This window comes from Bdellovibrio sp. ZFWA1 (assembly GCF_056175665.1).
The window spans coordinates 455368-481695 of the sequence record NZ_JBJKJH010000001.1 but is presented as its reverse complement, the minus strand read 5'-3'; the positions used below and the strand labels follow the sequence as shown (position 1 = coordinate 481695).

Annotated in this window: 24 protein-coding genes; 15 read left to right on the top strand and 9 right to left on the bottom strand. The window is 42.8% G+C overall.

The annotated features are described in order from the left end of the window. Nucleotides 1-5: 5 nt before the first annotated feature. The 3 genes from AC04MN_RS02330 to nadB form a co-directional block, all read right to left on the bottom strand. Nucleotides 6-611, bottom strand: a complete 606-nt coding sequence (locus AC04MN_RS02330) for a hypothetical protein (RefSeq protein WP_475381572.1) — start codon at nt 609-611, stop codon at nt 6-8. 13 nt (nt 612-624) lie between these two features. Further along, the gene (locus AC04MN_RS02325; protein WP_475381571.1) at nt 625-1479 is read right to left on the bottom strand and encodes a lysophospholipase; all 855 of its coding nucleotides are present in this window, start codon (nt 1477-1479) and stop codon (nt 625-627) included. 78 nt (nt 1480-1557) lie between these two features. Beyond that, complete coding sequence (gene nadB, locus AC04MN_RS02320; RefSeq protein WP_475381570.1) at nt 1558-3174, bottom strand: L-aspartate oxidase; 1617 nt, start codon at nt 3172-3174, stop codon at nt 1558-1560. A gap of 126 nt (nt 3175-3300) precedes the next feature. Between nadB and AC04MN_RS02315 the strand changes: the two genes are divergently transcribed. From AC04MN_RS02315 to AC04MN_RS02265, 11 genes are read left to right on the top strand one after another with little or no spacing between them, the layout of a single operon-like run. Further along, entirely contained in the window at nt 3301-5400 is a 2100-nt protein-coding gene (locus AC04MN_RS02315; protein ID WP_475381569.1) for an ATP-binding protein, read from the top strand. After that, nucleotides 5397-6878, top strand: coding sequence for a GGDEF domain-containing protein (locus AC04MN_RS02310; protein ID WP_475381568.1), 1482 nt, complete (start codon nt 5397-5399; stop codon nt 6876-6878). The genes AC04MN_RS02315 and AC04MN_RS02310 overlap by 4 nt, the downstream gene beginning before the upstream one ends. A 22-nt stretch (nt 6879-6900) precedes the next feature. After that, a complete protein-coding gene (alr, locus tag AC04MN_RS02305) occupies nt 6901-8088 on the top strand; it encodes an alanine racemase (RefSeq protein ID WP_475381567.1) in 1188 nt (395 codons plus the stop codon). Then, nucleotides 8088-8915, top strand: a complete 828-nt coding sequence (locus tag AC04MN_RS02300; protein ID WP_475381566.1) for an MlaE family ABC transporter permease — start codon at nt 8088-8090, stop codon at nt 8913-8915. The genes alr and AC04MN_RS02300 overlap by 1 nt, the downstream gene beginning before the upstream one ends. After that, a complete protein-coding gene (locus AC04MN_RS02295) occupies nt 8915-9673 on the top strand; it encodes an ABC transporter ATP-binding protein (RefSeq protein WP_475381565.1) in 759 nt (252 codons plus the stop codon). Before AC04MN_RS02300 ends, AC04MN_RS02295 begins: the two co-directional genes overlap by 1 nt. Then, a complete protein-coding gene (locus tag AC04MN_RS02290) occupies nt 9670-11031 on the top strand; it encodes an MlaD family protein (RefSeq protein WP_475381564.1) in 1362 nt (453 codons plus the stop codon). The genes AC04MN_RS02295 and AC04MN_RS02290 overlap by 4 nt, the downstream gene beginning before the upstream one ends. A 38-nt stretch (nt 11032-11069) precedes the next feature. After that, the gene (locus tag AC04MN_RS02285) at nt 11070-12854 is read left to right on the top strand and encodes a tetratricopeptide repeat protein (RefSeq protein WP_475381563.1); all 1785 of its coding nucleotides are present in this window, start codon (nt 11070-11072) and stop codon (nt 12852-12854) included. After that, nucleotides 12851-13486, top strand: a complete 636-nt coding sequence (locus AC04MN_RS02280) for a hypothetical protein (RefSeq protein WP_475381562.1) — start codon at nt 12851-12853, stop codon at nt 13484-13486. The genes AC04MN_RS02285 and AC04MN_RS02280 overlap by 4 nt, the downstream gene beginning before the upstream one ends. Further along, entirely contained in the window at nt 13483-14457 is a 975-nt protein-coding gene (locus tag AC04MN_RS02275) for a 3'-5' exoribonuclease YhaM family protein (protein WP_475381561.1), read from the top strand. The genes AC04MN_RS02280 and AC04MN_RS02275 overlap by 4 nt, the downstream gene beginning before the upstream one ends. Further along, the gene (gene cysE / locus AC04MN_RS02270) at nt 14444-14980 is read left to right on the top strand and encodes a serine O-acetyltransferase (RefSeq protein ID WP_475381560.1); all 537 of its coding nucleotides are present in this window, start codon (nt 14444-14446) and stop codon (nt 14978-14980) included. Before AC04MN_RS02275 ends, cysE begins: the two co-directional genes overlap by 14 nt. After that, nucleotides 14977-15414, top strand: a complete 438-nt coding sequence (locus AC04MN_RS02265) for an Mpo1 family 2-hydroxy fatty acid dioxygenase (RefSeq protein ID WP_475381559.1) — start codon at nt 14977-14979, stop codon at nt 15412-15414. The genes cysE and AC04MN_RS02265 overlap by 4 nt, the downstream gene beginning before the upstream one ends. Here AC04MN_RS02265 and AC04MN_RS02260 read toward each other — a convergent pair. From AC04MN_RS02260 to AC04MN_RS02245, 4 genes are all read right to left on the bottom strand, one after another. Beyond that, complete coding sequence (locus tag AC04MN_RS02260; protein WP_475381558.1) at nt 15395-17209, bottom strand: methyl-accepting chemotaxis protein; 1815 nt, start codon at nt 17207-17209, stop codon at nt 15395-15397. The two genes, AC04MN_RS02265 and AC04MN_RS02260, sit on opposite strands and share 20 nt — an antisense overlap. 152 nt (nt 17210-17361) lie before the next feature. After that, nucleotides 17362-19941, bottom strand: coding sequence for an ATP-dependent helicase HrpB (gene hrpB / locus AC04MN_RS02255; protein ID WP_475381557.1), 2580 nt, complete (start codon nt 19939-19941; stop codon nt 17362-17364). Nucleotides 19942-19950: 9 nt separating this feature from the next. Next, on the bottom strand, nt 19951-20334 hold the full coding sequence (locus AC04MN_RS02250; protein WP_475381556.1) for a hypothetical protein: 384 nt from the start codon (nt 20332-20334) through the stop codon (nt 19951-19953). A 70-nt stretch (nt 20335-20404) separates the two neighbouring features. Further along, nucleotides 20405-21910, bottom strand: a complete 1506-nt coding sequence (locus tag AC04MN_RS02245) for an MFS transporter (protein WP_475381555.1) — start codon at nt 21908-21910, stop codon at nt 20405-20407. Between the two features lie 35 nt (nt 21911-21945). Between AC04MN_RS02245 and AC04MN_RS02240 the strand changes: the two genes are divergently transcribed. Further along, on the top strand, nt 21946-22077 hold the full coding sequence (locus tag AC04MN_RS02240) for a hypothetical protein (protein ID WP_475381554.1): 132 nt from the start codon (nt 21946-21948) through the stop codon (nt 22075-22077). Nucleotides 22078-22087: 10 nt separating this feature from the next. Here the strand turns inward: AC04MN_RS02240 and AC04MN_RS02235 are convergent, their stop codons facing one another. Together AC04MN_RS02235 and AC04MN_RS02230 are read right to left on the bottom strand one after the other, a co-directional pair. After that, nucleotides 22088-22756, bottom strand: a complete 669-nt coding sequence (locus tag AC04MN_RS02235) for an SAM-dependent methyltransferase (RefSeq protein ID WP_475381553.1) — start codon at nt 22754-22756, stop codon at nt 22088-22090. Nucleotides 22757-22758: 2 nt separating this feature from the next. Then, nucleotides 22759-23505 (bottom strand): HAD family hydrolase, encoded by a 747-nt coding sequence (locus AC04MN_RS02230; protein WP_475381552.1) that lies wholly within the window; start codon nt 23503-23505, stop codon nt 22759-22761. Between the two features lie 183 nt (nt 23506-23688). On the opposite strand from AC04MN_RS02230, the gene AC04MN_RS02225 reads away from it, so the two are divergent. The 3 genes from AC04MN_RS02225 to AC04MN_RS02215 all read left to right on the top strand — a co-directional run bounded on the left by AC04MN_RS02225 (nt 23689) and on the right by AC04MN_RS02215 (nt 26326). Further along, nucleotides 23689-24354: a hypothetical protein gene (locus AC04MN_RS02225; RefSeq protein ID WP_475381551.1), complete on the top strand. Its 666-nt coding sequence runs from the start codon at nt 23689-23691 to the stop codon at nt 24352-24354. 156 nt (nt 24355-24510) lie between these two features. Next, nucleotides 24511-25308, top strand: coding sequence for a GYF domain-containing protein (locus tag AC04MN_RS02220; protein ID WP_475381550.1), 798 nt, complete (start codon nt 24511-24513; stop codon nt 25306-25308). Between the two features lie 31 nt (nt 25309-25339). Further along, nucleotides 25340-26326 carry a vWA domain-containing protein gene (locus tag AC04MN_RS02215; protein ID WP_475381549.1) on the top strand — a complete coding sequence of 329 codons (987 nt, stop codon included), beginning with the start codon at nt 25340-25342 and terminating at the stop codon, nt 26324-26326. The last annotated feature ends 2 nt before the right edge of the window (nt 26327-26328 follow it).

Genomic DNA, 26328 nt, shown 5'->3' with positions numbered 1-26328 from the left:
TTTTTTTATTTGTTAATATTGAAGTCCAAGCTAACCGAGGTGATCGGGCCTGTTAGCGTAAGTTTTGCATCCGACTTTTCCAGTGTGTTCGCTGCAACTGGAAAGCTAATTAAGTAAGGAGTGCTGAAGCTATTGTGCTCTGGATAGAAAGCTTGAATTTCCGTTGTCAGAAGCTTTATTTTAGCTGCTTTGCCTTCGTAGCGCTTTCCATTAACATCTAAGAAGATTTTCCACAGAGTTTTATTCTTGTGAAGATCGTCGTGCTTTTTTTCCGGTGTAAAGAAGCTAACGAAAACCTCAGTCTCTTGACTAGTCTTTGTCGCAGATTTTGCGCTTTCCTCGTCAAACTTTGGTTTGTCCCATTGATACATACGAGCATTTTTTTGCAAAACGGCTGCGTTCATTGAAGGTCTTAGTAAAGTCGCTCGGATGTTTAGAGTGTTGTAAAGACCGCTGTAGAGTTCTTTGCCAGCCGAGTTCTTATCTATCGCCTCTTGGTATTGTTCGTCTGAAATCAACGTGACGCCGGAAATTTGTGTTTCTGGAGTGCTGGCGCAGGCAACCAGCAAAGATCCGATGATAACAATAGATGCTAGAAATGTTTTTCTCATGGTGATCCTTCTTTTAGGCTTTCTTCGCTAAAACTTTATCTAAAAACTTTTTTAGGTCTTGGTAAACTGTTTGACGATGAACATCGTTAAACATTTCATGTCGGGCCTGAGGATATACAAAGATTTCTTTTTCAGTACTACCTAAGCCAGAATAAAATTTTCGATTGGCTTCGGTGCTAACGACGGGGTCATTTTCAGGCAAAAGAAAAAGAGCTGGAAACTTGATCTCTTGTGCTTTAGCGTGGATATAATCCCAGGTTTTCATAAAACCAAGGAATGCCGCGGAAGAAATTTTTCCATGTCTGTAGGGATCTCGTTCGAATTCTGCGATCACATCTGGATCCCGAGTGAGCATGTCATTGCTAATCTCGTTGCCTAAAGCCAATTTAGGGACAAGTTTATTCATAAGCTCGGCGCCCTTTGTTTTCCAAAGTGGAATGGGAAGAGCTAAGCCCAGTGCCGGCGAGCTGCAAACGATCGCATCAATTGGCAAATGAGGGTTGTCGATAATGGTTTTAAGTTGAATCAATCCACCCATTGAGTGACAAAGTAATACGATGGGACCTTGGGGGCGATCAGAAGAGTGCAGAATTTTTTCTAGAAAAATTTGATAGTCTTGAATGTACTCATCAAAATCACCAACGTAGCCGCGAATTCCATCCGAGCGGCCATGGCCTCGAAGGTCCCATGCATATATCGTCCATTCATCATTTTTAAAGAAGTCTACGAAGCGATGATAGGATTCTGAGTGCTCGCCTTGTCCGTGCGTGATAATGATCGTGCCTTTGGCGCCTTCTTGCTGCCAAGACTGAAAAAATAATTGTGTATCTTGATGCCCTTTAAAGAAGCCTTCGAATCTTTTATACATGAGTCTATTCTGAGATAGTAATTTAGATAAGGCAAGTCCTCTGGCATTTGGATGATGTCTAGGCCAGAGGACAGGAAGCTAAGATTTCGACTTCCGAAGACCGCGCAATATGATCGTGTCTTGTGCGATCGGAGCACCTTTATCCGTCGGTGCGAATGGGTAATCAATATTGTAGTTGATTCCTCGACTTTCCTTACGGCGAAGGGCGCATTCAACCGAGAGCTCGGCAACAATTGCAATATTGCGCAGCTCTAGAATATCTGGATGAAGCTTCATGTTAGAGTAGTACTCTTTGACTTCGTTCAGAATGTTTGTGAGTCGGTGTTGTGCGCGTTCAAGGCGTTTATTCGAGCGAAGAATGCCAACATAGTTCCACATCAAACGACGGATTTCTTCCCACATGTGATTGATCACAATCATCTCATCAGCATCCGTCTGATCAGGGTGGGACCAAGGCTGAGGATCTTTGGAATAAACAGGTTCGTGCACTGGGCCTTGCATGATTGCGGTCGAGGCATTGTGGGCCATAGTTAAGCATTCTAGTAAAGAATTCGAGGCCAAGCGATTAGCTCCATGGAGGCCCGTGCAGGCGGTTTCTCCTATGGCCCAAAGTCCAGCTAAGTCCGTTTTTCCATTTAGATCGGTTAATACTCCGCCGCAAAGGTAATGAGCTGCGGGGACGACAGGGATAGGTTGAGTCGCCATATCAATGCCGTACTCAATGCATTTTTGATAAATCGCAGGGAATCTATTTTTTAAATAATCTTCCTTATGGTGGCGCATATCTAGGTAAACACAATCTGCCCCCGTTTTTTTCATTTCAGCATCTATCGAGCGGGCGACAATATCTCGAGGAGCTAGTGAGCCCAGGGGGTGATACTTTTTCATGAAGGCAATACCTTGAGAGTTAATAAGTTCTCCGCCTTCTCCGCGCAAAGCTTCAGAGATAAGAAAATTGCGGCTTTCACGATGATACAGACAAGTCGGATGGAACTGCATAAATTCTAGGTTGGCAATGCGTGCGCCGGCTCGATAGGCCATTGCAATGCCATCCCCCGTGGCTCCGCTCCAGTTTGAAGTGTAAAGATATACTTTTCCGGCGCCACCAGTTGCGAGGACCGTTTGGCGTCCCATCCAGGCTTCCACTTCGCCGGTGTTTTTATTTAAAGCATAGACTCCAACAACGCGAAGAGGAGTCATATCTGTTGGGTCGACCATTTTGTTTAAAATCAGATCGATTGTGAATCGATCTTCAAGAAGTTGAATGTTTTTTTGTTCGCGAACTTTTCGTAGAAGACTTCGATGAATTTCTAAACCTGTTTGATCTTCAAAATGAAGAATGCGTCGGGCACTGTGCCCACCTTCTCGGGTTAGGTCTCCTTCAAAATGAACGCCCCAGTTTATTAAATCTTTAATTCGTTCAGGGGCTTGCATCACGTAATTTCTAACAGTGTTTTCATTGCAGAGCCCGGCACCAGCGACCAAGGTGTCTTGAATGTGGTTTTCGAAACTGTCTTCTTGTGAAGTCACTGCGGCGATGCCGCCCTGAGCCATAGAGGAGTTTGTGTCTGGAGCTTTCTCTTTCGTGAGGATCGTAATGTGCAGCTGAGGTGCACTTTCCGTCATCTTCAGAGCGAAAGCCAGAGCGGCAGTTCCGGAGCCAATAACTAACATGTCGGTATGGTGGGTCTTCATAGCTGTATTTTTATGCCTCTTTTTTGTGTTTGGCAAAGGAGGATTGCTTGATTCTTTGCACTTGATAAAATTACAATAAATACAAGGACTTCGAATTAGATTTCAAATGATGCAAGGATGCTGTTCATGAAATTAAAAATTTTGTCTGTTATGGTTCTCATGAGCGTGGGATTCCTCGGTGCTTTTTTGTGGCGCGTGGATTCGTTTATTCAGAGTGACCGACAGGCGTGGTTTGAATCTCAATCGCGTACTCAGTCCGCGGCTATCGAGCAAACCTTACTACGAGAGTTGCGAGCCACTGAAAAGATTTTAGCTTCAAATTTAATTTTGACCGGGGGGCTTCAGCAAGAGCCTGACTGGAAGGCATTGGCTCCGTATTTTTCAATCGTTGAAGTGAATCTACTCAATCCGGTGAGTCCGGTTGTTGAAAAGTTTTATAGTCAGTCTGGAAGTGTTGCAGCTCAATGGGATAAAGCCTACTTTGAGGGAGCTCTGTCGGGAATTAAAAGCCAATCACTTAACGGCGTGAGATTTTATATTAAACCATTCAAAGACAGCGGTAAAACTTCTTGGGTTGCTGTGATGTTTGTTGATGGAAAAAAGGGGATTGCACTTTTTGCGCCTGGTGAAGTCTTCCAAAGTTTGATCGATGCTCAGCGTGGCGGATTCACAAATCTTCAACTTGTTACCGAGCTTGGGCTTTCAGCGGCTCATGACGAGCCAATGTACATTGGTTCTTTGATTAAAGATGATCCAATTTACAAAAAAAGCCGCCTAGCTGAAGGGACGGCGGGGTCGGGGGTTTTCTCGAGCTCTAACGAAGTTTCCTATTTCGGATCTTGGGCTAAAATTTCTCAGACGAATCTGAAGATTATTACCAAGGCTTCCATGGATGAGCTAACAGGAGCACGCTATAGAGTTCTTCTTCAGATGGGGCTTATGGGAGCCGGCATATTGATGGTTTTTATCGCGGTGATGGTATGGTTGTTAAATCGCATTCAAACAGAGTTTAATCGTGAAATTATTCGCACTCGAGCAGCGGCTGTAGCGGGGATTAAGCCCGCAACATCGTCGGCCCCGGTTGTTGTGAACCCCGTAAATCAAGATTCTACCACGAATTCTCAAAAAGAAAAAATGCAGGTCTACTCTAGGATTGCATCTTCTTTGGGGCACGAAATGCGATCTCCTTTGTTAGCAATTTTAGGCTATTCGCAAATGATTATGGCTAAGCAGCCGCAAGCAGAAGTCAAGGAAGCGACGGAGAGTATTATTCGCGAGAGTAAATTGGCGAAAGCGATTTTAGATAAGCTTTTTGCTTTTGCGGGCGAAGGCGTGATGGAAAAACATCCAGGGAAAATTGATTCGGCGGTGCTAAGAGCTCTTCAATCTTGTGAACCTTTGTTTGCCCGTAAGGGGGTGAAGGTGAGTAAAGAGATTGAAGCCGCGGAAGCAAACATGCCAATCCACGTAGAGCAACTGACGAAAGCTTTCGAAAACATTCTAAATAATGCCGTAGAAGCGATGGATCGCTTGCCTCACAATAAGGAACTCTCGGTCTCTGTTAAAAATGTAGCTGGAGCAGTACGAGTACTTATCAAGGATAACGGAGAAGGTATTGATCCGGTGAATTTGGAAAAAATTTCGGATCCATTTTTTACGACTCGATCTTTTCAAAATCACGTCGGTCTTGGGCTGACTCATTCGGCGGGTGTGTTCAGGGAACACAATGGTGAAATGACAATTCAATCTGAATTAGGAAAGGGCACTCAAGTGGAAATGAATTTTAGACCTCCAGAGGCCCCAGCAAGTTTAAAGCCTGAAAAGAAAGTCGAAGAGCTTCCGCAAGCCATGGAAGTGCCAGAGGCGGATGTGCAGGCCTTTCAGCAAAAGGTTGAAGAAGCTTTAGCAAAAAAAGGCCAGCCAGATTTAGATCTTGATGTTGATCAGCTATTGGAAATGCCGGCTAATGAAAGCCGGCAGAAGATCGAAGACAAAACGATAGTTTTAGAAACGGTCAATGATGATAAAACTCCTGCATTACAAGAACAAGACATCATCAAAGTTTTAGAGGCTCAGCCGGTGGATGCAATGCCTTTGAATGATGAAAAAACGCCTTTAAATTTTGTGGATCGTCCTGATTTTGTCATTCCTAAAAAGGCTTCGAAGTTGGATGAGATTCAGTTTGAAATTCGTCGACCGGGATCTCGAGAAAGAGGACTGTCTTGAATATTCGTGACCATAGTTCAAAATTTACTATCTATGTCTTCACGGGAGATGTGAATATGGGGGCGTCAGCCAAGGTTTTCTTGTCGAAAGCAGGCTACGACGCATATTACTTCCAAGAACTCAATGCGATGATGGATCGCGTGCGGGAACACACTCCGCATATTGTGGTCTATACTACATCGACATTGCCAGGCTCTTTAAGTAACTTTGTTCGCAATGTTTTAACTTTAAATGATGAAATAAAGTTTATTGCGGTGTCTTCGATCGCCCAGTTTGACATCTTAGCCCAATACAATGATTTGGGACATGTGGATGTGATCGAGGATGCTGATGTTGCCATCGAAAACCGTATTGTATGGTCCGTGGATCGCGCTTGTGAAAAAATTTATCTGACCTATCAAAATGAATATCTGGTGGATAAAGTTCACGAGGCAGATCAAAAAAGGCGAGAAGCCGAGGCAAACTTAGAGCCCTTAAAGACGGCTCAGCAGCAGGCAAGCATTGCGGTGTCGGTTCGCGTTTCCGAGTACATGGCTGCGGCTTCAAAAGAAGAAATTGTTCAGAAGTTTATGTTGGGGCTTGGTGGCTTCCGATGTGTTTACTTCAAATATTTGCCCTCGGTGAAAAGCTTTGTAGCGACCCATAGTAATGGATTTCATGTTCAAGACATCCAGGGGGTGGGCTCCCAATTATCCGAAGCGGAGATCAAGGATTTACCTACGCAAATTTCTGTCGGACTTCTTCCGCCATCGTTCAACTCAATGCTTGTCGAGGCTTTCCGTTTTAATCCGCCCCGGGGTTGGCCACTGTTCGTGCAAAATAATTTAGAGGGAATTGTTGTTTACTCGGGTGATGTTAATCCTATTCAACTTCAGGTCGCCAGCGAAGAGTTTAGTTTAATGCGTTTGGTGTATTCGCATTTTTCTCTAGAGAAAAGAGTCGATGCTTTAGAGGTCTTGGATCCGGTGACTGAGGTATTAAATCGTCCGGCCTATTTGAAGTATCTGCGCGAAGAAATGGATCGAGCTCGCCGATTGCGGCATCCGTTGAGTGTCGTTAAAATTGCAATGGATGACTACTTTGAAATTGAACAAACCCAGGGCGAGCATACTCGAGATCAGCTGTTGAAAGCTTTGGCTGCATTGATTGCCAAAACCAGCCGAACGAATGATAAAACAGCGCGCACGGGAATGAATGAATTTGCAATGATTTTGCCACACTGTACAAAAAAAGGGGCTGCGTTGCGTGCCGAGCGGCTTAGAAGAATCGTTGAAGGGTCGTCTTTATTAGAAAACGGAGTCAAAGTTTCGATAAGTCTTGGTGTAAGCGAGTTTCCAACGCTCTGCATGTCGGCTGATACCTTGGATGAGTCCGCATCAAAAGCCTTACTGCATATTTCCGATAAAGGTGGTAATAAGATCTGCCTTTTCAAGGCTCCGGATAATCACAAGCCGGAATTTGAAGTGACCATCGAGTAAAGAAACAATTGGGTAGGTAGTTATGTTTAGAAAAACTTTTGCAGAAATTAATTTGGATTCTTGGGCTCATAATCTTGGGCTGCTGCAAAAATCTTTTTCCGATGCTCCATTGTTGTGTCCCATGATTAAAGCAGATGGCTATGGTCATGGAGATGTCCAGTTGGCTCGTGTTGTTGAAGACATGAAGTTGCAAAGCATGGGGGTTTGTCTTTTAGAAGAAGGGCTAAAGCTTCGGGCTCATGGAATTAAAAATCAAATTTTGGTGTTTCGCAGCTTTGATGAAGTTGGGGCGCGCGCACTGGTTGATGCGAATCTGACTCCGGTCGTTAGTGATTGGACTCAGATTAAGGCACTTGAAATGGTTGTTAATAAGCCTTTAGAAATCCATTTGAAATTTGACACTGGCATGAATCGGCTTGGATTTAATCCTGCAGCGGCTTTAGAGCTGGCGGCTTATTTTAAAGCCCATAAGTTCCTTAGAGTTAAAGCGATCTTGACCCATCTGTTTAACGGAGAGGACGCTTGTCAAAATGATGGCAAGAGTGCTGCTCAGTTAAATCAAATGCTGAATCTGCAAGAGTTTTTTGCCGGACAAGATATTTTCATGCATGCGCTAAATAGTGCTGGTGCTGCGGCTAAGATGAAGCTGAAGCAGCACGGTGATGTTGGAAATCCTTTGATGAAATACAATTGGGGATTGCGGCCTGGAATCATGACCTACGGATCGAATCCACTTCCTGGGCAAATTAATTTGGACTTAAAGCCTGTCATGAATTTTCGCTCTGAAGTTTGTGCTGTCAGAGTATTAAAGGCTGGCGAAAGTGTATCATATGGAGGAACGTTTGTGGCAGCCCAAGAGACCTTGGTGGCCGTTGTTCCTGTCGGTTATGCCGATGGCTATCACCGAGTGCTTTCTAATAAAGGGCAAGCTCTGATCTGCGGAGAGCGCGTACCTCAGGTTGGAAATGTTTGTATGGATTATATGATGTTCGATGCAACCAGTTTGCTAAAGCAAAATAAAATCCAAAATCCCGATGGACTGTTGGGCAAGATGGTCACCTTGTTTGGAGTTGACGAGAATAATAATTTTTTATTGGCGGACGAGTTGGCAAAACACGCTCAGACTATTTCGTATGAAATAATGACCAGTCTCAGTGCACGAGTGCCTCGAAAGTATTCAGGGTCCATCGTTGAAAAGTGGGGTAAGTAGTGTCCATCAAAGAGCGGGTAGTTTCGATCAGCGAAGTGTTTTACGATCTGACGGTAGGAACTTTAAAAAGTCTGGCGTCCGAGGTGGGGCTGATCTCGATATTTTTTGTTGAGTCTTGGCGTTTGCTTTTTGCTAAGCCTTCTCGTTTTAATGAAATCGTTCGACATATGGAATTTATTGGAAATCAAAGTTTAGGTATTATTACTCTGACAAGTTTATTTACCGGCTTAGCTTTGTCATTTCAGATCTATCTTGGTTTTAAACTCTTTAACGCCGTGAACATGGTGGGTCCCACTGTTGCGTTAGGAATTACTCGTGAATTAGGACCGGTATTGACGGGGTTGATTGTAGCAGCGCGTGCTGGTGGTGCAATGGCGGCTCGAATCGGAACCATGAGAGTGAACGAGCAAATCGACGCTTTGGATGTTATGGGTGTAAATACGAAGCAGTACTTGGTTTCGCCGCGCTTAATTGCGGCCCTAATTTGTATGCCTCTATTGACGGCCGTTTTTGATTTTGTCGCGATGCTGGGTTCTTACGTATTGTGTGTTAAATTGGTTGCTCTTGATGAGGCTGTGTTTTGGCAAAAGATTCGCGACATTGTCGAGGTAAAACATATTAATGAGGGGCTTTTTAAGGCAACGATATTTGGTTTGGTATTTGCGTTGATTTGTACCTACCGTGGCTTCAATACAACAGGTGGAGCAAAAGGGGTTGGCGATGCGACTAACCAAGGTGTGGTGCAGAGTATGGTTATGATCATCGTTCTGGATTACTTCCTAACAAATCTTATCAGGGTATTTTATTTATTGATGGGGATGAATTAATGGAATCTGCAATAATTTTCGATGACGTTAAGAAATCCTTCGATGGTGGAAATGATTTTGTATTAAAGGGCATTAATTTAAAAGTTCCTAAGGGAAAATTGACTGCCATCATTGGTTTTTCTGGGACGGGAAAATCTGTGATGTTGAAGCATCTATTGGGATTGTATAAGCCAACGTCAGGAAATATTAATGTCTTAGGCACTGATATAAGTACCCTAAGCCCCGACGAATTGACCAAGTTCCGTTGTAAATTTGGTGTGCTTTTTCAGTCAGCTGCATTGTTTGATGATATGACTGTCTTGGAAAATGTATGCTTTCCGCTTATCGAGCACCGACGTCAGCTTCGCAAAGAGCAGGTCGAAAGTATTGCTAATGAAAAGCTAAGATTGGTTGGTTTGGATCCGAAACATTATCACAAATTACCGAGTCAGATTTCTGGGGGAATGCAGAAGCGAACTGGGCTAGCAAGAGCGCTCGCCCTAGATCCAGAAATCCTTATCTACGATGAGCCGACGACGGGTTTAGATCCCATTCTTACTGAAATGGTGGATAATCTCATATTGGAGACCCATAAATTACGCGAGGGGACAACGTCGATTATGGTTTCCCATGATTTGTCGGCGGCCTTTAGAATCGCGGATTACATTGCCATGTTAGATAGTGGTCGTGTACTTTTGTTCGGAACTCCTGAGGACTTTTTTAAGACCGATATAGAGTTGGTAAAACGTTTTGTAGCTAAAGGAATGAAGCATCAATGAGTTTGCTACGTGCTGCTGAATTTAAAGTAGGTGTATTGGTCCTTGCTGTGGGCTCTCTTATTGCATTTATGTCAATGCAAGTGAGTGATGATCCTAGTTATCTAAGTCGATCAAAGTCAGCTTGGTTTGTTTTAAATAATGCTGGCGGACTTATCAAAAAATCTGCAATCAAGTCTGCGGGGATTCCTGTCGGAGTCATAAGTGATATTCGTTTAATCGATGGTAAAGCACGCATTGATATTACGGTACGTTCAGACGTTGTTTTAACAACTTCGGCTACTGTAGAAATCAAATCCCAGGGGATCTTGGGGGATAAGTACGTAGAGGTGAACCCAGGTTCACCGTCAGATCCTGTACTGCCTGATGGTGCGCAGATTTTAAATGTAAAAGACAAAGGATCTTTAGATAACTTAATTGCGCAAGTTTCTAATGTGACCGAATCTTTGGGTGAAGTGGCTAAAAATTTAAAAGAAGCAACGAGTGAAGATGGTACTCAAGCGCATATTTTGGGGAGAATAGTTAGAAATATCGAAAAGATCACGACCGATCTGTCTCAAGTTACTGCCGAAAATAAAGATAAAATCGGCGATATTGTAGACCGTATCGATAAGGTGACTGCTGATATCGATGAGGCATTAAATCAAAGCCAAGACTCTAATTTGAAAGCAACTTGGAAGCGGGTTTCGTCAACTGTTAAAAATCTTGAAGAAATAACAGATAAAATTAATCGCGGCGAAGGCACTGTCGGTAAGCTTATAAACGATGAAACTACAGTTGAAGAACTGAACACGGCAATTTCTGGTGTGAGTTCTATGTTGGATACCGCCAGTCGCATTCAAACTGGCTTTGATATCAAGGGTGAGTACTTAGGAAAAGCGGAAGAGTTTAAGACCTACATCGGTATTCGTATTCAGCCAGGCTTAGATCGTTACTATTACTTAGCTATTGTTGATGATCCCGCGGGCGTAGTCGAGACAACGGATGAAACCATTACCGGGACAACATCTTCAAACACAACAACTGTTAAAACCTACCGTGGAAAGACCAAGTTTACAGCCTTATTTGCTAAGAATTTTTGGGACTTCACATTGCGTGCCGGTATTATTGAAAGCGCTGGTGGTTTAGGGTTGGACTATCATTTTTTCAAACGTCGTATGCAGTTTACAGTTGAAGCCTTCGACTTTGATCAGACGATCTTGAAAGCGGCTCTTAGTATGAAGGTCGCCTATGGCGTATATGTTACGGGCGGATATTACGACATCTTGAATAAACAAGGTAAACAGCAAGGATATCTTGGTGCGGGCTTAATGTTAACAAACGATGATTTAAAGTTGTTGTTAACAAAATCTCCGTTTTAATGTTTTAACTCCAATTTTATAGGAAGCACACGGGAGTCATGGAAGAATCTCTTGATCGCAAAAAGAAAGATTGGCTTGTCCGTTCTTCGATGAAGATCTTGGGCCCCTATGACTATGACGAGATAGTAGATTCTCTTCATCGGCATCAAATTTCTATAATTGACGAAATTAGAAATTCAGATTCTCAGTGGGAGTACATTCGTGAGCACGCTCTTTTTGAAGATTTAGTTCATCAGCTTCGGGCTCAGCAAGAAAACTCGTCAGAAACAACCTTAGCAAGTAAAACAACGACGGGTATTACCAAGACAAAGAAAATCGGAATGACTCGTACAGATCTGACTCCGTTGACATTGGATGATGATACGACTCCACTTCCGGTGTTTGATACGGGGCCTATGATCAAGGATATAACCCCGTTAGAGGAAGTTCAGACGCCCCTAACGCCACCTAAGCCTCATCTTTCAAATGTGAGCAGTTCCTATGGAGCTTCTAGCGATCAGCGTTTGATTCAGCGATTTAAATCTAAAAAGCGCTGGATGTATTTAGCCGCAGCAGGTGCGATCACTGTCATCTTAGGTTCTGCCTATGCCTACAATCTTTATAGGCGAACTATCAAGCTCGAGCAGCAGGAAGAGTTGCAGGCTCGAGGTCGTTTGTGGGTGACTCAAGGGTTTTATGCAAAAGCGATGGATGCTTTTCGTAAAGCGCAAAGTGTTGCTCCGTTATCCCGTGAATCTGAAATCGAGATGGCCTTTTTGTATATTCAGGAAGATCGTCCTTTGGAGGCTCGCCGTATTTTCGAAAGCCATTTGTCCAATGGCAGTTTGAATAAAGATGAAGTGTCTTTAATTAATAATGGCCTGGGTTTGTCTTCTTTCAAAGAGGGTGACTACTCTAAAGCAGCCGACTATTTTGACAAAGCGTTGGCATTTAATCCTAATAATTCTGAAGCGAAATTGAACTATTTGATTCTGAAGTATCATCGGAAAGAAAATCAGTCAGCCTTAGTGGAGAGTATGGATTTTGTTAAAAAGAATCCTAACTCAAGACAAGGGTTGACGATGTTAGCTCTTATAACTCGGGAGTCTTTGAATTATCAGTCGGATGATTTCTTACTTAAAGATGTAGTTGATAAGGTTAAGTCTCAGTTAAACAAGTCTCATGAGCTGAAAGAAATTTTAGCATTTCAAGTTTTGAACTTAATTCATAAGTTAGACGATGCAACAGCTGTTGACGAGGCTCTAGCAGGAGTGTTTTCGACAAATCCATTTTTTCTAGAGCAATTTGCGTCAAATTTGCATGTCGATCAAAGATATTTCACTTGGAGTTCGCATTCTAATGAATGTCATAAGCTCTCTGATCAACTACCACCTCCAAAGTCCAAGCTTGTTAAAGCTATTTGTCTAATCGAAGAACAACGAGAACTAGATGCTGCTAAAATTGTAGAAGAGTATCTGCGAGAATTTCCCGAAGACAAATGGGCTCAGACCTTGAAAGTCAGCTATTTGTTCAAAATCGGAAAGGTGGCCGAGTCCTTGGTTGCATTGGATAATTCTTTAGCCAAAGAAGTTCCAATGGGGCTCTATGTTGGGCTTCGTGCTTGTATAGAATCCGATGATGCTCGATGTGCAATGGAAAAGGCGACGGCTATCTATTCGGTTGATAAGTTAGATTCTTTTGGTCTTTACGGTATGGCGTGGTCACTTGAGAAGCAGGGCAAGCAGAAGCAAGCTCTTGAGTATCTATCGCTATCTTTAAGATTTGACCCTGGCTTTTTGCCTGCAGTTGAAATGCAGTCTCGAATAGAGGGGATGTCTCGATGAGGCATTTAGCAAAAGCCACTTTTTTGGTCGCAATTATATTAGCAAGTGTCTCTTGCTCAAAAAAAGATTTATTTAGATCAGAACATCCTCAGGTATATGTTGCTGAAGAGTTGCCCCAAGATATCAAGGTTCCACTTAAAATGTGGGATTTTTTTACCGGCGACTCTGATGGCTTTATCTTTTCAGAGGTAAAGGTTTGGTTAAAAGATAAAAACCCTGGTGTCTTGAAGGATCCCGGTATCGCTATAGAATTTCCCAAGGGTGGTGGTGAAGTCGATTTGGCAAAGTTCATAGCTAATGAAAATGGCAGTTTTTATGTTGGTTTTGATTTTCCTGAATTCGAAGGTGCCACTATGAAGAAAGTACTTTTTATCAGTCGTTCTAAGAAGCGACGTATTGATGGAGAAGTTTGGGGTTCGGGCTGTAATAAAGCCGTTGATGTGACAACTCAGTTTTTAAAGTCGATGGAAAAAAACGAAGGAATTAAAGTAAATACAACCCGGCATCGCCACATTTCGGTAATAGGTGGAACTTTTATTCTTGCAGCGACGAAGGATGGCCAGAATTTTATTACTCAGGTTACATTTACAGATTCGAGTCATTTAGATTCCTTATGTACGGAGGCTCCATGAGCAGTGAACTTAACAAACAGTGGATTCGAGAGCTTCAAGACAAGTCCAATGTGGACTCGTTTTTTTTAGTTAAAGAGAAGCACACCGGTGTTGGAAAAAATGGCCGATTGTTTATGAGTCTTCAAGTTGGGGACAGGACCGGCGCAATTGATGCGCGCCTATGGGACCGAGTTGAAGAGCTAATGGGGCAATTTGATATTGGGGACGTCGTAAAGATAAAAGGAATAGTGCAGCTTTTCCAGAGTCGCAAGCAGTTGGTTGTTCATAAAATTGAAAAGGCTGATCAGCACGGTTTTGCAAGCGCTGATTTTATTCCAGAGTCGAATTTAAATGTTCAGGATCTTTTTGTCGAGCTAAGCAATATCGTTAAGCAAGTGAAGAATGATCATATTCGGCAACTACTAACTGACACTTTGGAAGATCCAGAGATTAAACCAAAGATGTTACAGGCTCCGGCAGCAAAAAGTATTCATCATGCTTGGAAAGGTGGCTTGTTAGAGCACATACTTTCAATCTGTCACTTGATGAACTTCATGGCTTCCCACTATAAGTTTCTGAATCGCGATTTTTTGATCTTTGGCGCAATTTATCATGATATCGGTAAAATCTGGGAGCTGACATGGGAAAATGGCATTGGTTATACAGACCGGGGCCGATTGATTGGTCATCTTCATATGGGTTGCGAACTATTAGATAGAAAGTCGTCACGAATTCTAGGTTTTGATGATGAACTTAGGGATCGTTTAAAACACATTATATTAAGCCATCATGGGAAGCTTGAGTTTGGCTCTCCAAAGCGTCCCAAGTTCATCGAAGCCTTGGTTGTTTCGATGATTGATGAATTAGATTCTCGCATAAATTCTGTCCAAGGATTTATCGAGAATGAAAGGGCAGGGGGAGATCATTGGTCGCGTTATAGTGAACTTTATGATAGATACTTCCTGCTTGAGGACATGAATGAAAAATTCTGATAATCAAGTTCAGTGTTGCATTGAACTTTTAAGGACATATAAAGCGTACGATCCAGCAGCTAAATCGCTGCTAGAGATCGCTTTGTTATATCCGGGGCCCAAAGCAATATTTTTTCATCGGATTGCCCATTTTCTTTATAGACAAAATTTTTTCTTTTTGTCTCGGCTGACTCAGGAAGTTTCTCGCTGGATGACGGGAATCGAAATTCATCCGGGAGCTCGCCTTGGTCGCAGACTTGTTATCGATCATGGCATGGGTGTTGTTATAGGTGAAACGGCAGAAGTGGGTGATGACTGTATCATTTTTCACGGCGTCACTTTAGGTGGTTTGAAGTTTGATCCAATTAAGCGTCATCCAACGGTGGGGAGCCGGGTGCTAATAGGAACTGGAGCTAAGGTGCTAGGGCCGATCAACGTCGGAGATGGAGCTCGTATTGGAGCTAATGCTGTTGTCACCAAAGATGTTCCAGCAGGAGTGACCGTTGTCGCGGCAAGTCCTGTTTACCTGGAGAAAAAGCCATGAGACCACTAGCGGCTTGGCTTGAGGAATATGCACAAGGGCATCAAAATCCCATAAATATAGTTATTCATAAAATATGTGTGCCTATCATTTTTTTTACGGTGGTGGGATTCATCAATCTTATCCCATACTCTTTGGGGCCGATCAAAGTCAGTGAAATGATTATTTTTTTTGCGATGGTTCGGTACTTGGCCTTTGGGAAGCGTGCATTTGCAATCATGTTCTTGTACACGACTTTTTGCATGGCGATTATTCACAACTGGAAAATTAAGGCTGGTACGGACTCAACCTTAATCTCTTTATTGGGTTTGTTTGTTGTCGCTTGGATAGGTCAATTTGTTGGTCACAAGATCGAAGGCAAAAAGCCATCGTTCTTTAAGGACCTTCAGTTTCTTCTGATAGGCCCTTTGTGGATTTTTAAGCGACTTCTCCGTTAAGTACCTTCACTGTACTGGTCATAACATGAGATTTTTCTTCGATTTCTCCGGCGGTATTCACAATCTCTTCAGCCTGGGATGCATTTTTTTGCACCATTGAATCAATATCATTAATTGAAGTGCTGATGAGGTTAATGCCTGTTGATTGCTCAAGACTTGCAGCTGCTATTTCTTTATTTAATTGTGAAACCTTGTCGATACTAATCGAAATTTTATGCAAAACTTCACCATTTTCTTGTGCAGTTTTGGTTCCATTTTTGATTTGCTGGACGCTGGTTAGAATCAACGTGCTAATGTCTTTTGCAGCCGATGCAGAGCGCTGAGCTAAAGAGCGAACAGCGTCAGCAACAACAGCAAAACCCTTTCCATGTTCTCCTGCTCGTGCAGCTTCCACCGAGGCATTCAGAGCAAGCAAATTGGTCTGAAAGGCGATGTCGTCAATAATACTGATGATCTCTTCAATCTTCTGAGATGACGATTCAATTCCATTCATAGTTAGAATTAGTTTTTTGATCTCTTCTTCGCCAGTTTGAGCAAGTCCCACGGACTCCTGAGAAAGCTGAGCTGCTAGCTGAGCATTTTCAGTATTGAGCTTAACCATCGAAGTTATCTCTTCCAATGAAGCAGCCGTTTCTTCAATAGATGCGGCCGCTGCCGTGGAAGAGTCTGCAAGCTCTGATCCGGTCTCATTTAGTTGGGCAATCGAATTTGAAATCAATGAAGCCGAGTCCGTGAGGTTATTCGATAACTGGGAAATTTTTCCCGATGATCTTTTTGCACTAAAGAAAACCGTCAACATCAGTATAATTAAGGCCACAACAGAGCATGCTGCTTGCTTTTGAATTCCTTTGTATGCTGGCGCTAAAATAGTGCTCATTGGTGTTTCTAAAACTAGAAGCCACTGTTGTTCTAAATTATAAATAGGAACGGGTATAGTTATATAAAGGCTGTTTGCGCCGTTTTTACTTTTCAGCTCGATTGATTGGATCTTGGCCTCTTTAATAAGTGCCATAACCTCTTCTGGTCCTTCAAAAGGCTTCATTAAGCTATCGACATCAGGCGAAGATACCACAACTTGAGTATCAGTCAGAAGATAGGCTCTTGTGTCCTCAAAAGGCATGACCTTAGAGACCATTTCTTTGACTTGGTCTAATGACATATCGACACCAATGACACCTAAGAATTTATTATCTTTTACGACCGTGTAAACGGCAGAGGTCATGAAGACTTTTTCTCCGTTAACAACATCGCTATAAGGTTCTACCAAAAGATTCTTCATCGTTTTTTGTGGCTGAAAGTACCAGTCACCGAAGTCGGGGGTTTCGGCATTTATCAAAGTTTTATAAATAATTTTGTCACCTTGTCGAATCCACCAAGGAAGAAAACGGCCAGATTGTTCATGCTGGGCCGTGTTTTTGTATTTTTCATCGGAAGTGTCGAAACCATTAGGTTCAAATCCTGCCCAAGTGGCCAAATAATTGGGATTGGCTTTTAATGTTTGTTCTAACTCAAGAATAGATCTTTCTCGACTCTGAATACCTTTTTCTATTTGCATAGAGATATTACGACCTAAAAGTTCGGCCTGGGAAAATGGGCGGTCGATATACTGCTTTATCTCTTGAGCAGAGCGCTTTCCTGTTTCTAGAGTTGTATCGATGGCTTTGGCCTTCGTCATTTTAAACAAATCAACAGATTCGATCCAAGCTAATCCAAGCAAGACGGCAAAGCCCACGACGGCAATTGGCAATGTTAATTGCTGGGCAATCGACATATTTGATAAGTATTTTTTGAACATTAAATACTCCGCAGTTCTTTTAACAAAGTTGTTAATTTTTTTTTACGAAGTACTTATCGAGTGATCAAAACAGAAATAAAACGGTATAAAGGTCTAGTTTATTTAACTTTTTGCAATGCAAGTGTACTGGCTTTTATAGCGAATGCTAGATGTTATTTGCGCGGACGTCCTTTGGCCTCGGCAATTCCCAACTTGGGATCCTCTGGCCACTGATGCTTAGGATACTTAATACGAAGTTCTTTACGTACTTCTGGATAGCCATTTTGCCAAAAACTTTTTAAATCTGAAGTTAGCTGTACCGGTCTATAATTCGGCCCTAACAAATGAATGGTAATAGGAATTGAATTTAACACCTTAGGTACGGCTTCCCAACCGAAAATTTCTTGAATGCGAACTTCCAGGTAGGGATTCTTATCTGGAGGATAGTGAACTTGAATCCATGACCCGGATGGCACCTGAAGTTTAGATGGAAGTCCTCGGGTGATGAGCTCATTCAAATTTTCTGATATTTTTTGATCAATTGCCCAGTCGAAATTCTTATCTATCAGATCGTTGATTTTTGTTTCCCCAACAGAGACTAGATCAATAAAGTCTTCAAACCACGACGAATCAAAAGTCGTTTGTTGATTCTGGTTCGAAATTATAGATACAACCTCATTCATAATTTCGTCTGAAACATAGTCGGCATGAGTCTTTAAAAAGACTAGTTTTGTTTGAAACTCGTTAAGGCTTTTATTGTTTTCGGCAAACCAATCTTTCCGTTGTTTTAGAATCTGAGGAATTAATAATTTCAGCTGAGAATCATCAAGGGGCTTCAAAGAGCCATCCTCTAAAGGCAAGCCCCAAAGTGATTTGACTTCTTTATGGAAGTACTGATTCTTTGAATCGTCGAACATCAGCTCTTTTTGATTTTGAATAGTCGAAGAAAATTGGTTCAAAAGAAAATTCTTAGGTATCGAGTGGGCGATGCTGATCATTGTATCGGCCGAGTTTCCTGTTTCTACTCCATCTAGGGCAAGAAAAAACTCCTGGCTTTTGGCGAGAGAATAAGGAGCTAGGCTAATTCCACGGCCAGAGCTCATTAAAGCTCTCTCACCTTTTCCTCTTCGTCTGCACAAACGATCTTTAAATGCTGAAAGAAGAAGTAGGTGAACATCTTCTGTCGTCCAGCTATGTTTTTGGTGGACCACTTCACGGCGAGCCTGAGCCTGAATAAGTTGTTCAAAGGCTTGTTTTATAGTTTGCAGTGCCAGGGTCGAGACGCCGTGAAGTCTTTTGCCTTCCAGAAACTCTTCAAGTATGTGAAGTCGATAAACGAGATCACTTTCAGTTTCTTCATGAATGTTGAGGTGCTGTTCGCGAATAAGGAAATCTTTCTCTTGAAGTAGCACCACGATTTTGACTCCTAACAAAAACTGCTGCCGATTTTCAGCCTCCCAAAGGAGCTTAGATAAGCGAACAGATAGAGGCCACTTTAGTAGCTCTTTTCCCATTTTGGTGATTCTGTTCTCTGTATCTAAGGCGTCGATGCTTTGAAGATAGATCTGACTTTTTTTTATGTGCAGACTTGGCGGCGCTTCAAACCAAGTGAATTTAACAAAATCCCGAATATCTTGAGATGCTAAAAACAAAAGGCTATCAGTTAGTTCGGTACGTAACAGCTCGGGCATTTCAAATGGACTCATCGAATGTTCATCCATCTTGTGCCACATTCGAAAACAAAATCCTGGTTTTTGTCGAGCGGCCCGCCCAGCTCTCTGGGTGGCTGAGCCAGTGGAAATCCGCGAAAGTTCTAAGCGCGAAAAGCCAGTCTTGTAGTCATGGCGCATGACCTTTGCTAGGCCGCTGTCGATAACGCAATCAACTCCATCAATGGTTACAGAAGATTCAGCGATGTTCGTGCAAAGAATTAAAGACTGCCCCGAAGTTCTTTTGAGTACTTTCTTTTGTTCTTCAAGGGACAAAGATCCATGTAGAAATTGAATCTGTATGGCACTAGGGACGGCCGTAGAAAGTTTATCTGCGGCTCTTTGTATTTCCGAAACTCCGGGTAAAAACACCAAGATGTTATTTTCGGTTTTTTTCAGGGCCTCTTTGACGGTTTCCGCTAGGCGATCATAGAAGTCAAAATTAGTTTGTAGTAATTGGGGCGTTTTAGAATAGCTAATTTCAAGTGGGAAGATCTTTCCCGGAACCGAAAAAATTGGAGCATTCCCTAAGAAGGCAGAGATCTTTTCAGCATCTAGAGTTGCGGACATGACGATGAGCTTTATTGGATGCCCAAGTTCTTGCATCTCGCGAATAAGGCCCAAAGCTAAATCAACGTGCATAGAGCGCTCATGAAACTCATCAAGAATTATGGTGTCGATACCATCAAGATTTGGATCTTCAGCAATTTTTTTTGCAAGTAGGGCTTCGGTCATGAAAATAAGCTGAGTTTGCTGCGAAGTTTTATTTGCAAATCGAACCTGGTATCCAACCTTATCCCCCAGTGTCCAATTGTTTTCCTCACAGACCCGAGATGCCGCGGCCACAGCTGCCATTTTTCTAGGCTCAAGAACCAATATTTTACCAGAGCACTGTCCCATCAAGGCGGCGGGTAGACGAGTGGTTTTTCCAGCTCCAGGCGACGCCGTGATTACGACATTCTGATGGCTTAGACATGAGCTTAGAATGTCGGGAAGAAAGTCATCTATAGGAAGCGGAGTAAGGTTTGTGGACTTTGTAGACATTTGCTGGGTCTATTTGAAGGAAACTTTGATGCGGATATTTTTTTCGTCTAATTCAGCTTCAATATAAATCGGTTTTTTTCGACGATCCGGGTCCAATGATTTCAAAGTGACCCTATGAGGATAAGACTTCATTGAGCCATTTTCAAAAGCCTGCATACCGGTCAGTATATTAAGCTGAGGCTTTCCTAAAGCAGATGCGGCTTCAATTTTTTTAATCAACGGAGTTCTACCCGCGCTGCCATCTAGAATCAAAAGATCGCTATCACTGAGCGACACTTCAATTGTTTTCGTACCCGCGACCGATGAATTAATGATTACATCTTTTGCCGAAGCGATGCGGGAGCTTAATTGGAAAATCATCGTTAAACACAGGAATTGAAGAAATTTATGCATGATCAAATGCTAGCTAAGTTTTCAAGAAAGGGAAATAAAAAAGGTCACCTTGATGGGGTGACCTTTTTGTCTAGTGCTTCTTTTTTTGAGCTTTAATTTCTTTTTTCTCAACTTCAAGAATATACTTTTTCGTCGCTTTTGGAAGTTCATTCCACATTCTTAACGATAGGAAGAGCCCGATAAAGGCGAATGGAATTAGGAACAATGGCCAGTAAACCCAGTTTTTAGCTGATAAGAAACCGATCGCCAAAGATTGGATGCCTGAACCTAAGTACACGCAGCCGTCTACAATTCCTGAGGCCGTCGCAGTCATCTTCTTTCCGCCAAAATCAGCGGCTGCTGTTCCAGACATCAAAGAGTGAACTCCGATAACGAAAAGAGTCATCATGATTGCCGCAAGACCAACTACCGTCGGATTTGACATTAGGAAGAAAGCCATCAAGATCAAAAGGAAGATCATTACGAAGTTATTGATCGCGGCTGGCGGTCCACGGCGAGAGTTGAAGAACTTATCCGAGACCATGCCGGCAAAAAAGCCACCTAGGATTCCTGTCATGCAAAGTAAAAGACCCCAGTTGTTCATAAAGAACTGAGACCCCGCTCCGAATGCCGGATCGGTTTTTTCCATCTCGTGGGCAAACACAAGATACCATTGCATAATACCGTTGCGTAGAACTCCGGATGTGAAGTCAACCAAGGCAATCGTGATCATCACAGGGTTTGTGAAGATCTTTTTTAGCATAAAGCCAATTGAGATTTTAAGATCTTTGTCATCGCTAGTGTGGTCTTCACAAGCAGTATCAAACTCACCAAAGTTCGCTTCTGCTGGTGTGTCCTTCAACAAGATCATATCGATCAAGGCCCATACGATAAGTAAGAATGCTGGAATTACGAACACAAGATAAGTTGCGTCGGTAACGCCAGTATCAATAGCAAAGATATGTTGAATGAAATTTTGGAAAGCTGTTCGGTCTGGTCCCAGATTTAACTTTGATGCATCAACAATAGCTTTACCCCAGTCGAAGGCAAAGTAGACCCCGAAAGAAATCAAAGTACCGAAGATCGCACCGAAGACTCCGCGCTCTCGCACGTGAAACCAATAGGCTTTAACTTTGATGATAGAAACTGCACCGTAAGATTGGAAGAACATGTTTAATGCGTAAAGTACAGAGAACGCCAAGACCATGTTTGTTTTCAAGCGGCCCAAAAGGTAAAGATAAGTCACTCCACCCATCAGAAGGTTCATGATTGAAGAGCCGATAGCTGCAATCACAATACCTTTTTTGCCACCAATTTTATCAACGATAGGTCCATTGATAAGGAACGCAAGACCGTAAGTGATAGTACCAGCTGCGAAAATTAAACCAAATTGTTCCTTGGTCATCATGTCGCCAAGAGCGTTTTTTGATACGTTCAAATTGTATCGAGCCATGTAAAGGAACGCGTAGGTCATGCCCAACGGGAACCAATTCACAAAACGTCTGAACATGAACTTCTTTGAGTGCTTAAGCGGGTTGTTACTGAAGTATAGGCCAATAACGAACGCCAAACACAGACCAACAATAATAAGATCCATGGAGTCTCCTCATAATTCTATTGAGCGAGGTTTTAATGGATAATCAGTGGGATGTCCACGCTTCTTCCGGTGCTCTTATCAGAGGCGTTGTAAATGGCTCCGACAAGAATCATTTACTTTGTCAGGATTGTGTTAAGGAGTCTGCGGGTGAGGCTTTAAGTATTTGAATATACTAATTTATTTTGCCTTAGCCTTCGGGTAGATTAAAAGCATGAATTCGGCTTTTTCAAAAGGACAAAGGCCTGCAACCTTTTCAATCTTTCCCTCGAGAATCGTTTCGCTTTCTTGAGTTTGATTGAGAGTTAATAAAAACTCGCGATCTGCCATATTTTCGCGCATATCTTGAAGCGTCTTCTTTAGGCGATAAGGTGTATCCATGATGATAATGGCGCGCTCTTCGGACTTCAGCAATAATAACTCTTTCTTTCGGGCTTCCGTTTCGGCAGGTAAGAATCCTCGAAAAACGAACTGATCAATACGTCGGCCTGCCAAGCTTAAGAGTCCCATCAATGCAGAGGCTCCAAGAACACTTTTCACGGGCACATTCTTGCTTCTGCATAGACCTACAAGGTCCGCGCCGGGATCGCAAAATCCAGGAGTGCCGCAATCGGTGACAAGGGCGCAGACATGTTTCTGACAAAGCTCGAGCAAGCCAGGCAGATCTTCTTTTTTTGAATGTTCATCAAGAACTTCGTAGCGTTTACCTGTAATGCCATGAGTGCGGAGCAACTTGGAAGTTTCTTTGGTCCCTTCGCAGATAATGATCTCGGCTTCTTTTAGTACTTGAAGGGCCCGCATTGAAATTTCTTGTTCGTCTCCGATTGGAGTTGCAACGACGTATAACATGTTTATTCCTCTTGATGCTGGCAGAGATAATCCATGATGTGGGGAATGTCCAGCGGAGCTTCTTCTTTGCCTGAATGAGTGCTTTTAAAAAAAACCAGTTCGATCTGGGGCAGTTCTTTTTTGACGAGGTTAATATTTACAGGTTCATTTTCAAACAAATAGACTGTTGCAAAGCTCTGATTAAGAGTCTCTTTGAGCCAATCAGTTTTAAATCGGGCATCGTCCATGGACTTATGCGGTTTTAAAACGAGCTCTGATCGCTGATCCTGCAATGGAAATCCATCTTTAATGAGTACCTGTGGAGAGCTGTGTCCCATGCGATGTTGGTCGCGACCAGTTAAATAGACGATGTGGGCCCCAATTTGATAAAGAGCATTTACATAGTCGACGGCGCCCTCATAGGGTTGATCGAATTCAAGATAGTCATTCGAAAAAAACTTAGTCTTCCACCATTGATGGATATCATCTTGAAAATCAGGATGAGCCGAGTCGAGTCCCACTCTTTGTAGGGCATTGGTGATTCCCCAATCGGTTCGTAAGGTCGAAATATTCTTTAACAGCATTGTTTGTTCAGGAAATTTTTGCGCTTTTTCTTTATCGTGAGCGTAGTCTATCAGTATTTTCTCTAGGCGGGGACTGACGTCGTATAGCGTAGAGTCGATGTCAAATACAATAAGCACTTCTTTGCCTGATTTGATCTGTTGGCGAGTCGTTGCGAGAATCTTTTTTAATTCTTTAGAGTATCTCATAGTGTTTAACCATCCTAATAAAGTTAAGCCTTCAGTCAATTCTATTTGAGTGAATCTCAATATGAGAAAATCTGTATGGAGTCTAGGCGGTGTAAAGTAATTGATGGTTTAGGACGAAATAACAGTAGGACTAGGTCGGTATCGACTTTGCTTAAGTGTATTCAGGAAGTCGTGGGGGAATCTATGAGAAAATTAGCATTGGTTGTCGTGGCATTGGCGGCAATACTCTCTTTTCAAAATTGTGCGAAGCAAGGTTTTGAAGCCGCGATGAATGGGCAGTTGCCTGGTGCTGGGCTGGGGCAAGATACGCAGATTGATCAAGGTTCTAACTCGAGCGGTGGAAGTACCGGAAAAACCAGCGTCGAGGAAGTGGGATCATTAAAGGCGACGGATTTGCGTTTTATCGAAACTTCTGAAGTTGCTTTGGCTAGTGATCTAAGTCAGCTCGTTGACCTGACGGCGGCAGAGGCAACTACAGCCAGAGCGACCTATGCACGCGTCCGTATGATTGTAGATTTAAGTGCGAGCCAATTGAATTTTGTGGATTACAACAATAACTTAGTTAAAAAGTACTGTTTGCCTACAACTGTTCTAGCGTCTTTGAAGGGACTGATCGAGGGCGCAAAGCTCTGTAAGACTGTTGTCAGTGGCGATGCAGTTTGTACCCAAGTGATGAAGCCAGCACACACGTTTTTGCATCATTTAAGTGGAGCAAAAATTGATCGTCTTGGTGAGGCTACAAATGGATGTGGACAGGGGCAGGTCGAGTTCTGTGGGACTTTGGCCGCAGAATTTCAAAACTTTTGGAATTCATTAAAGGCCGCTCGTTCACAGTATGTATGTAAATAGCGTCTTTAGTCCTTTTGTAACTTTCTAAATTTCGCATAATAATTCGACAGAATATTTCAAAAAGCCGAAGGAAATCTTCGGCTTTTTGTCTAAAAGATTACAGTTTAGTCTTTTGCTGCTTGGTCCGATAAAAAAGTTGAAGATCAAGGAGTTAGCATGTCCAAGCAATATTTTTTGTCTAACAATGGTTCCCACATAGGCCCCTTCCCCAAAGAGGAGATCTTAGGGCGAATTAAATCTCAGGAAGCTACTTGGACTGATTATGTTTATGACGAATCTTTTGGTGATTGGAAGCTTTTACTCGAGCATCCAGATTTTTCGTCAGCGCTGACTCCATCATTGAAGCCTCCGGCATTTAAGCCCTCTGGTAGTAGCGAGAAATTTACCGAAGTAAAAGAAAAAGGCTGGTATATTCTTAAAGAAGGAAATAACTACGGACCATTTTCAAGATTGGATATTGTGCAAATGCTGCAAGAGCGTAGTTTGTACGAATACGATTATTTGTGGCATGCCGAAATGGAAAGTTGGAAGAAAGTTTCAGAAGTCAGTGTGTTCTCTCCTGAGGCGATTCGTGACTTGAAAGCCTCTGGAATTGAAGGTGTTAATGAAGTGTTCTTTCGTCGCCGTCATGCGCGAGCTCGCTATGGGGCAAGCATGGTCGTTCATAATAACAAATCTGTTTATAAGGGAAAATCAATCGAACTTAGCCTGGGCGGAGCGGGTATCGTTGTCGAATCGCCAGGGTTGGAAATTGGTCAGACTCTTTATTTGCACTTTAAGCCGGGTGATGGCGTACCGCCGTTCAATGCTGTTTGCCAAGTTGTAAGCAAGCAACAGCTTCGAAATATTCCACATGGCCCTGGTACTCCGGTGAAGTACGGGGTGAAGTTTACAAGCATAACTCAGAAGGCCCGCGAAAGTATTCGCAGCTTTACCGAGCCTAAAGCAGCTTAATCAATAATGCCATGGGTGGCAGAGGAATAATATGAAAACGCAGTTGGTTGCCTTGATGCTTTTGGTAGTTGGGTTGGGTGGTTTCGGTTGCAGCCAAAAACTGAATTTTGATCTTCCGGAAACGGCTGATAATTTCGGCCAGAATGTCACTTATAATAAAAAAGTAGACCTGCTTTGGGTTATGGATAATTCGGCTTCTATGGATGCCCACCAACAGCGTTTGATTCAGCAAGTGCCCGATTTGGTGTCGAAGTTGAACTCTTTAAAATTGGATTATCGCATTTTTGTGATCACGACCGACATGGGTTATGGCGGTGATGGTGGTCGTTTTATCGGAGAGACTCCTTATGTCACTGCGGCAACTCCCAATCTGGTTGCCGAGCTGCAGAGTCGAATGTCGCTTGGTGAGCAGGGAGATAATCTAGAGCGAGGCTTAGAGTCTTTAGAGCGTGTTGTGTCCAACGATCTTCTAAGTGTGTCACCCAGCTTGCGCGCGGATGCATTTTTGGTCGTCAATGTTTTAAGTAACGAAGATGACAAGTCAGCCAAAACCAAAACTTCGGCTCCATATGCGCAATATTATTCCAGCTATTTAGATTCGGTGAAGAAGCCATGGGTTGATGGCAGTCGTTCGTGGATGATGAATTTTATCGGTGTGTTGGGTAATGAAAATGGAGCTTGCACAACATTTCAAAACTACTCAGAGGCGGGGATGGCATTTCTTGAGATGGTTCAGTTGTCTGGTGGGGTGCGAGAGTCGATTTGCAAGTCCTCGTTAGCGACGGCGGTGTCTAATGTGCGAGCTCGTATCTTAGAGATCTTGACGGAATTCAAGTTGTCTCGTCGCCCGGTGGTTTCAACGATTGTTGTGACGATTAACGGAGTTTCAATTCCGGCTTCGTCGCAAAACGGTTGGGTATACTCTGCCGATCGCAACAGTATTAAATTCTATGGAACAGCTGTTCCAGCCGCCGACGCAAAAATCCGCATAGACTTCAAACCCTCCGAAGCCCTTTAAAG

Coding starts and splice junctions, on each gene's coding strand:
- AC04MN_RS02330 (WP_475381572.1), bottom strand. CDS start 611: ATGAGAAAAACATTTCTAGCATCTATTGTTATCATCGGATCTTTGCTG.
- AC04MN_RS02325 (WP_475381571.1), bottom strand. CDS start 1,479: ATGTATAAAAGATTCGAAGGCTTCTTTAAAGGGCATCAAGATACACAA.
- nadB (WP_475381570.1), bottom strand. CDS start 3,174: ATGAAGACCCACCATACCGACATGTTAGTTATTGGCTCCGGAACTGCC.
- AC04MN_RS02315 (WP_475381569.1), top strand. CDS start 3,301: ATGAAATTAAAAATTTTGTCTGTTATGGTTCTCATGAGCGTGGGATTC.
- alr (WP_475381567.1), top strand. CDS start 6,901: ATGTTTAGAAAAACTTTTGCAGAAATTAATTTGGATTCTTGGGCTCAT.
- AC04MN_RS02295 (WP_475381565.1), top strand. CDS start 8,915: ATGGAATCTGCAATAATTTTCGATGACGTTAAGAAATCCTTCGATGGT.
- AC04MN_RS02290 (WP_475381564.1), top strand. CDS start 9,670: ATGAGTTTGCTACGTGCTGCTGAATTTAAAGTAGGTGTATTGGTCCTT.
- AC04MN_RS02285 (WP_475381563.1), top strand. CDS start 11,070: ATGGAAGAATCTCTTGATCGCAAAAAGAAAGATTGGCTTGTCCGTTCT.
- AC04MN_RS02280 (WP_475381562.1), top strand. CDS start 12,851: ATGAGGCATTTAGCAAAAGCCACTTTTTTGGTCGCAATTATATTAGCA.
- AC04MN_RS02275 (WP_475381561.1), top strand. CDS start 13,483: ATGAGCAGTGAACTTAACAAACAGTGGATTCGAGAGCTTCAAGACAAG.
- cysE (WP_475381560.1), top strand. CDS start 14,444: ATGAAAAATTCTGATAATCAAGTTCAGTGTTGCATTGAACTTTTAAGG.
- AC04MN_RS02265 (WP_475381559.1), top strand. CDS start 14,977: ATGAGACCACTAGCGGCTTGGCTTGAGGAATATGCACAAGGGCATCAA.
- AC04MN_RS02260 (WP_475381558.1), bottom strand. CDS start 17,209: ATGTTCAAAAAATACTTATCAAATATGTCGATTGCCCAGCAATTAACA.
- hrpB (WP_475381557.1), bottom strand. CDS start 19,941: ATGTCTACAAAGTCCACAAACCTTACTCCGCTTCCTATAGATGACTTT.
- AC04MN_RS02250 (WP_475381556.1), bottom strand. CDS start 20,334: ATGCATAAATTTCTTCAATTCCTGTGTTTAACGATGATTTTCCAATTA.
- AC04MN_RS02245 (WP_475381555.1), bottom strand. CDS start 21,910: ATGGATCTTATTATTGTTGGTCTGTGTTTGGCGTTCGTTATTGGCCTA.
- AC04MN_RS02240 (WP_475381554.1), top strand. CDS start 21,946: ATGGATAATCAGTGGGATGTCCACGCTTCTTCCGGTGCTCTTATCAGA.
- AC04MN_RS02235 (WP_475381553.1), bottom strand. CDS start 22,756: ATGTTATACGTCGTTGCAACTCCAATCGGAGACGAACAAGAAATTTCA.
- AC04MN_RS02230 (WP_475381552.1), bottom strand. CDS start 23,505: ATGAGATACTCTAAAGAATTAAAAAAGATTCTCGCAACGACTCGCCAA.
- AC04MN_RS02225 (WP_475381551.1), top strand. CDS start 23,689: ATGAGAAAATTAGCATTGGTTGTCGTGGCATTGGCGGCAATACTCTCT.
- AC04MN_RS02220 (WP_475381550.1), top strand. CDS start 24,511: ATGTCCAAGCAATATTTTTTGTCTAACAATGGTTCCCACATAGGCCCC.
- AC04MN_RS02215 (WP_475381549.1), top strand. CDS start 25,340: ATGAAAACGCAGTTGGTTGCCTTGATGCTTTTGGTAGTTGGGTTGGGT.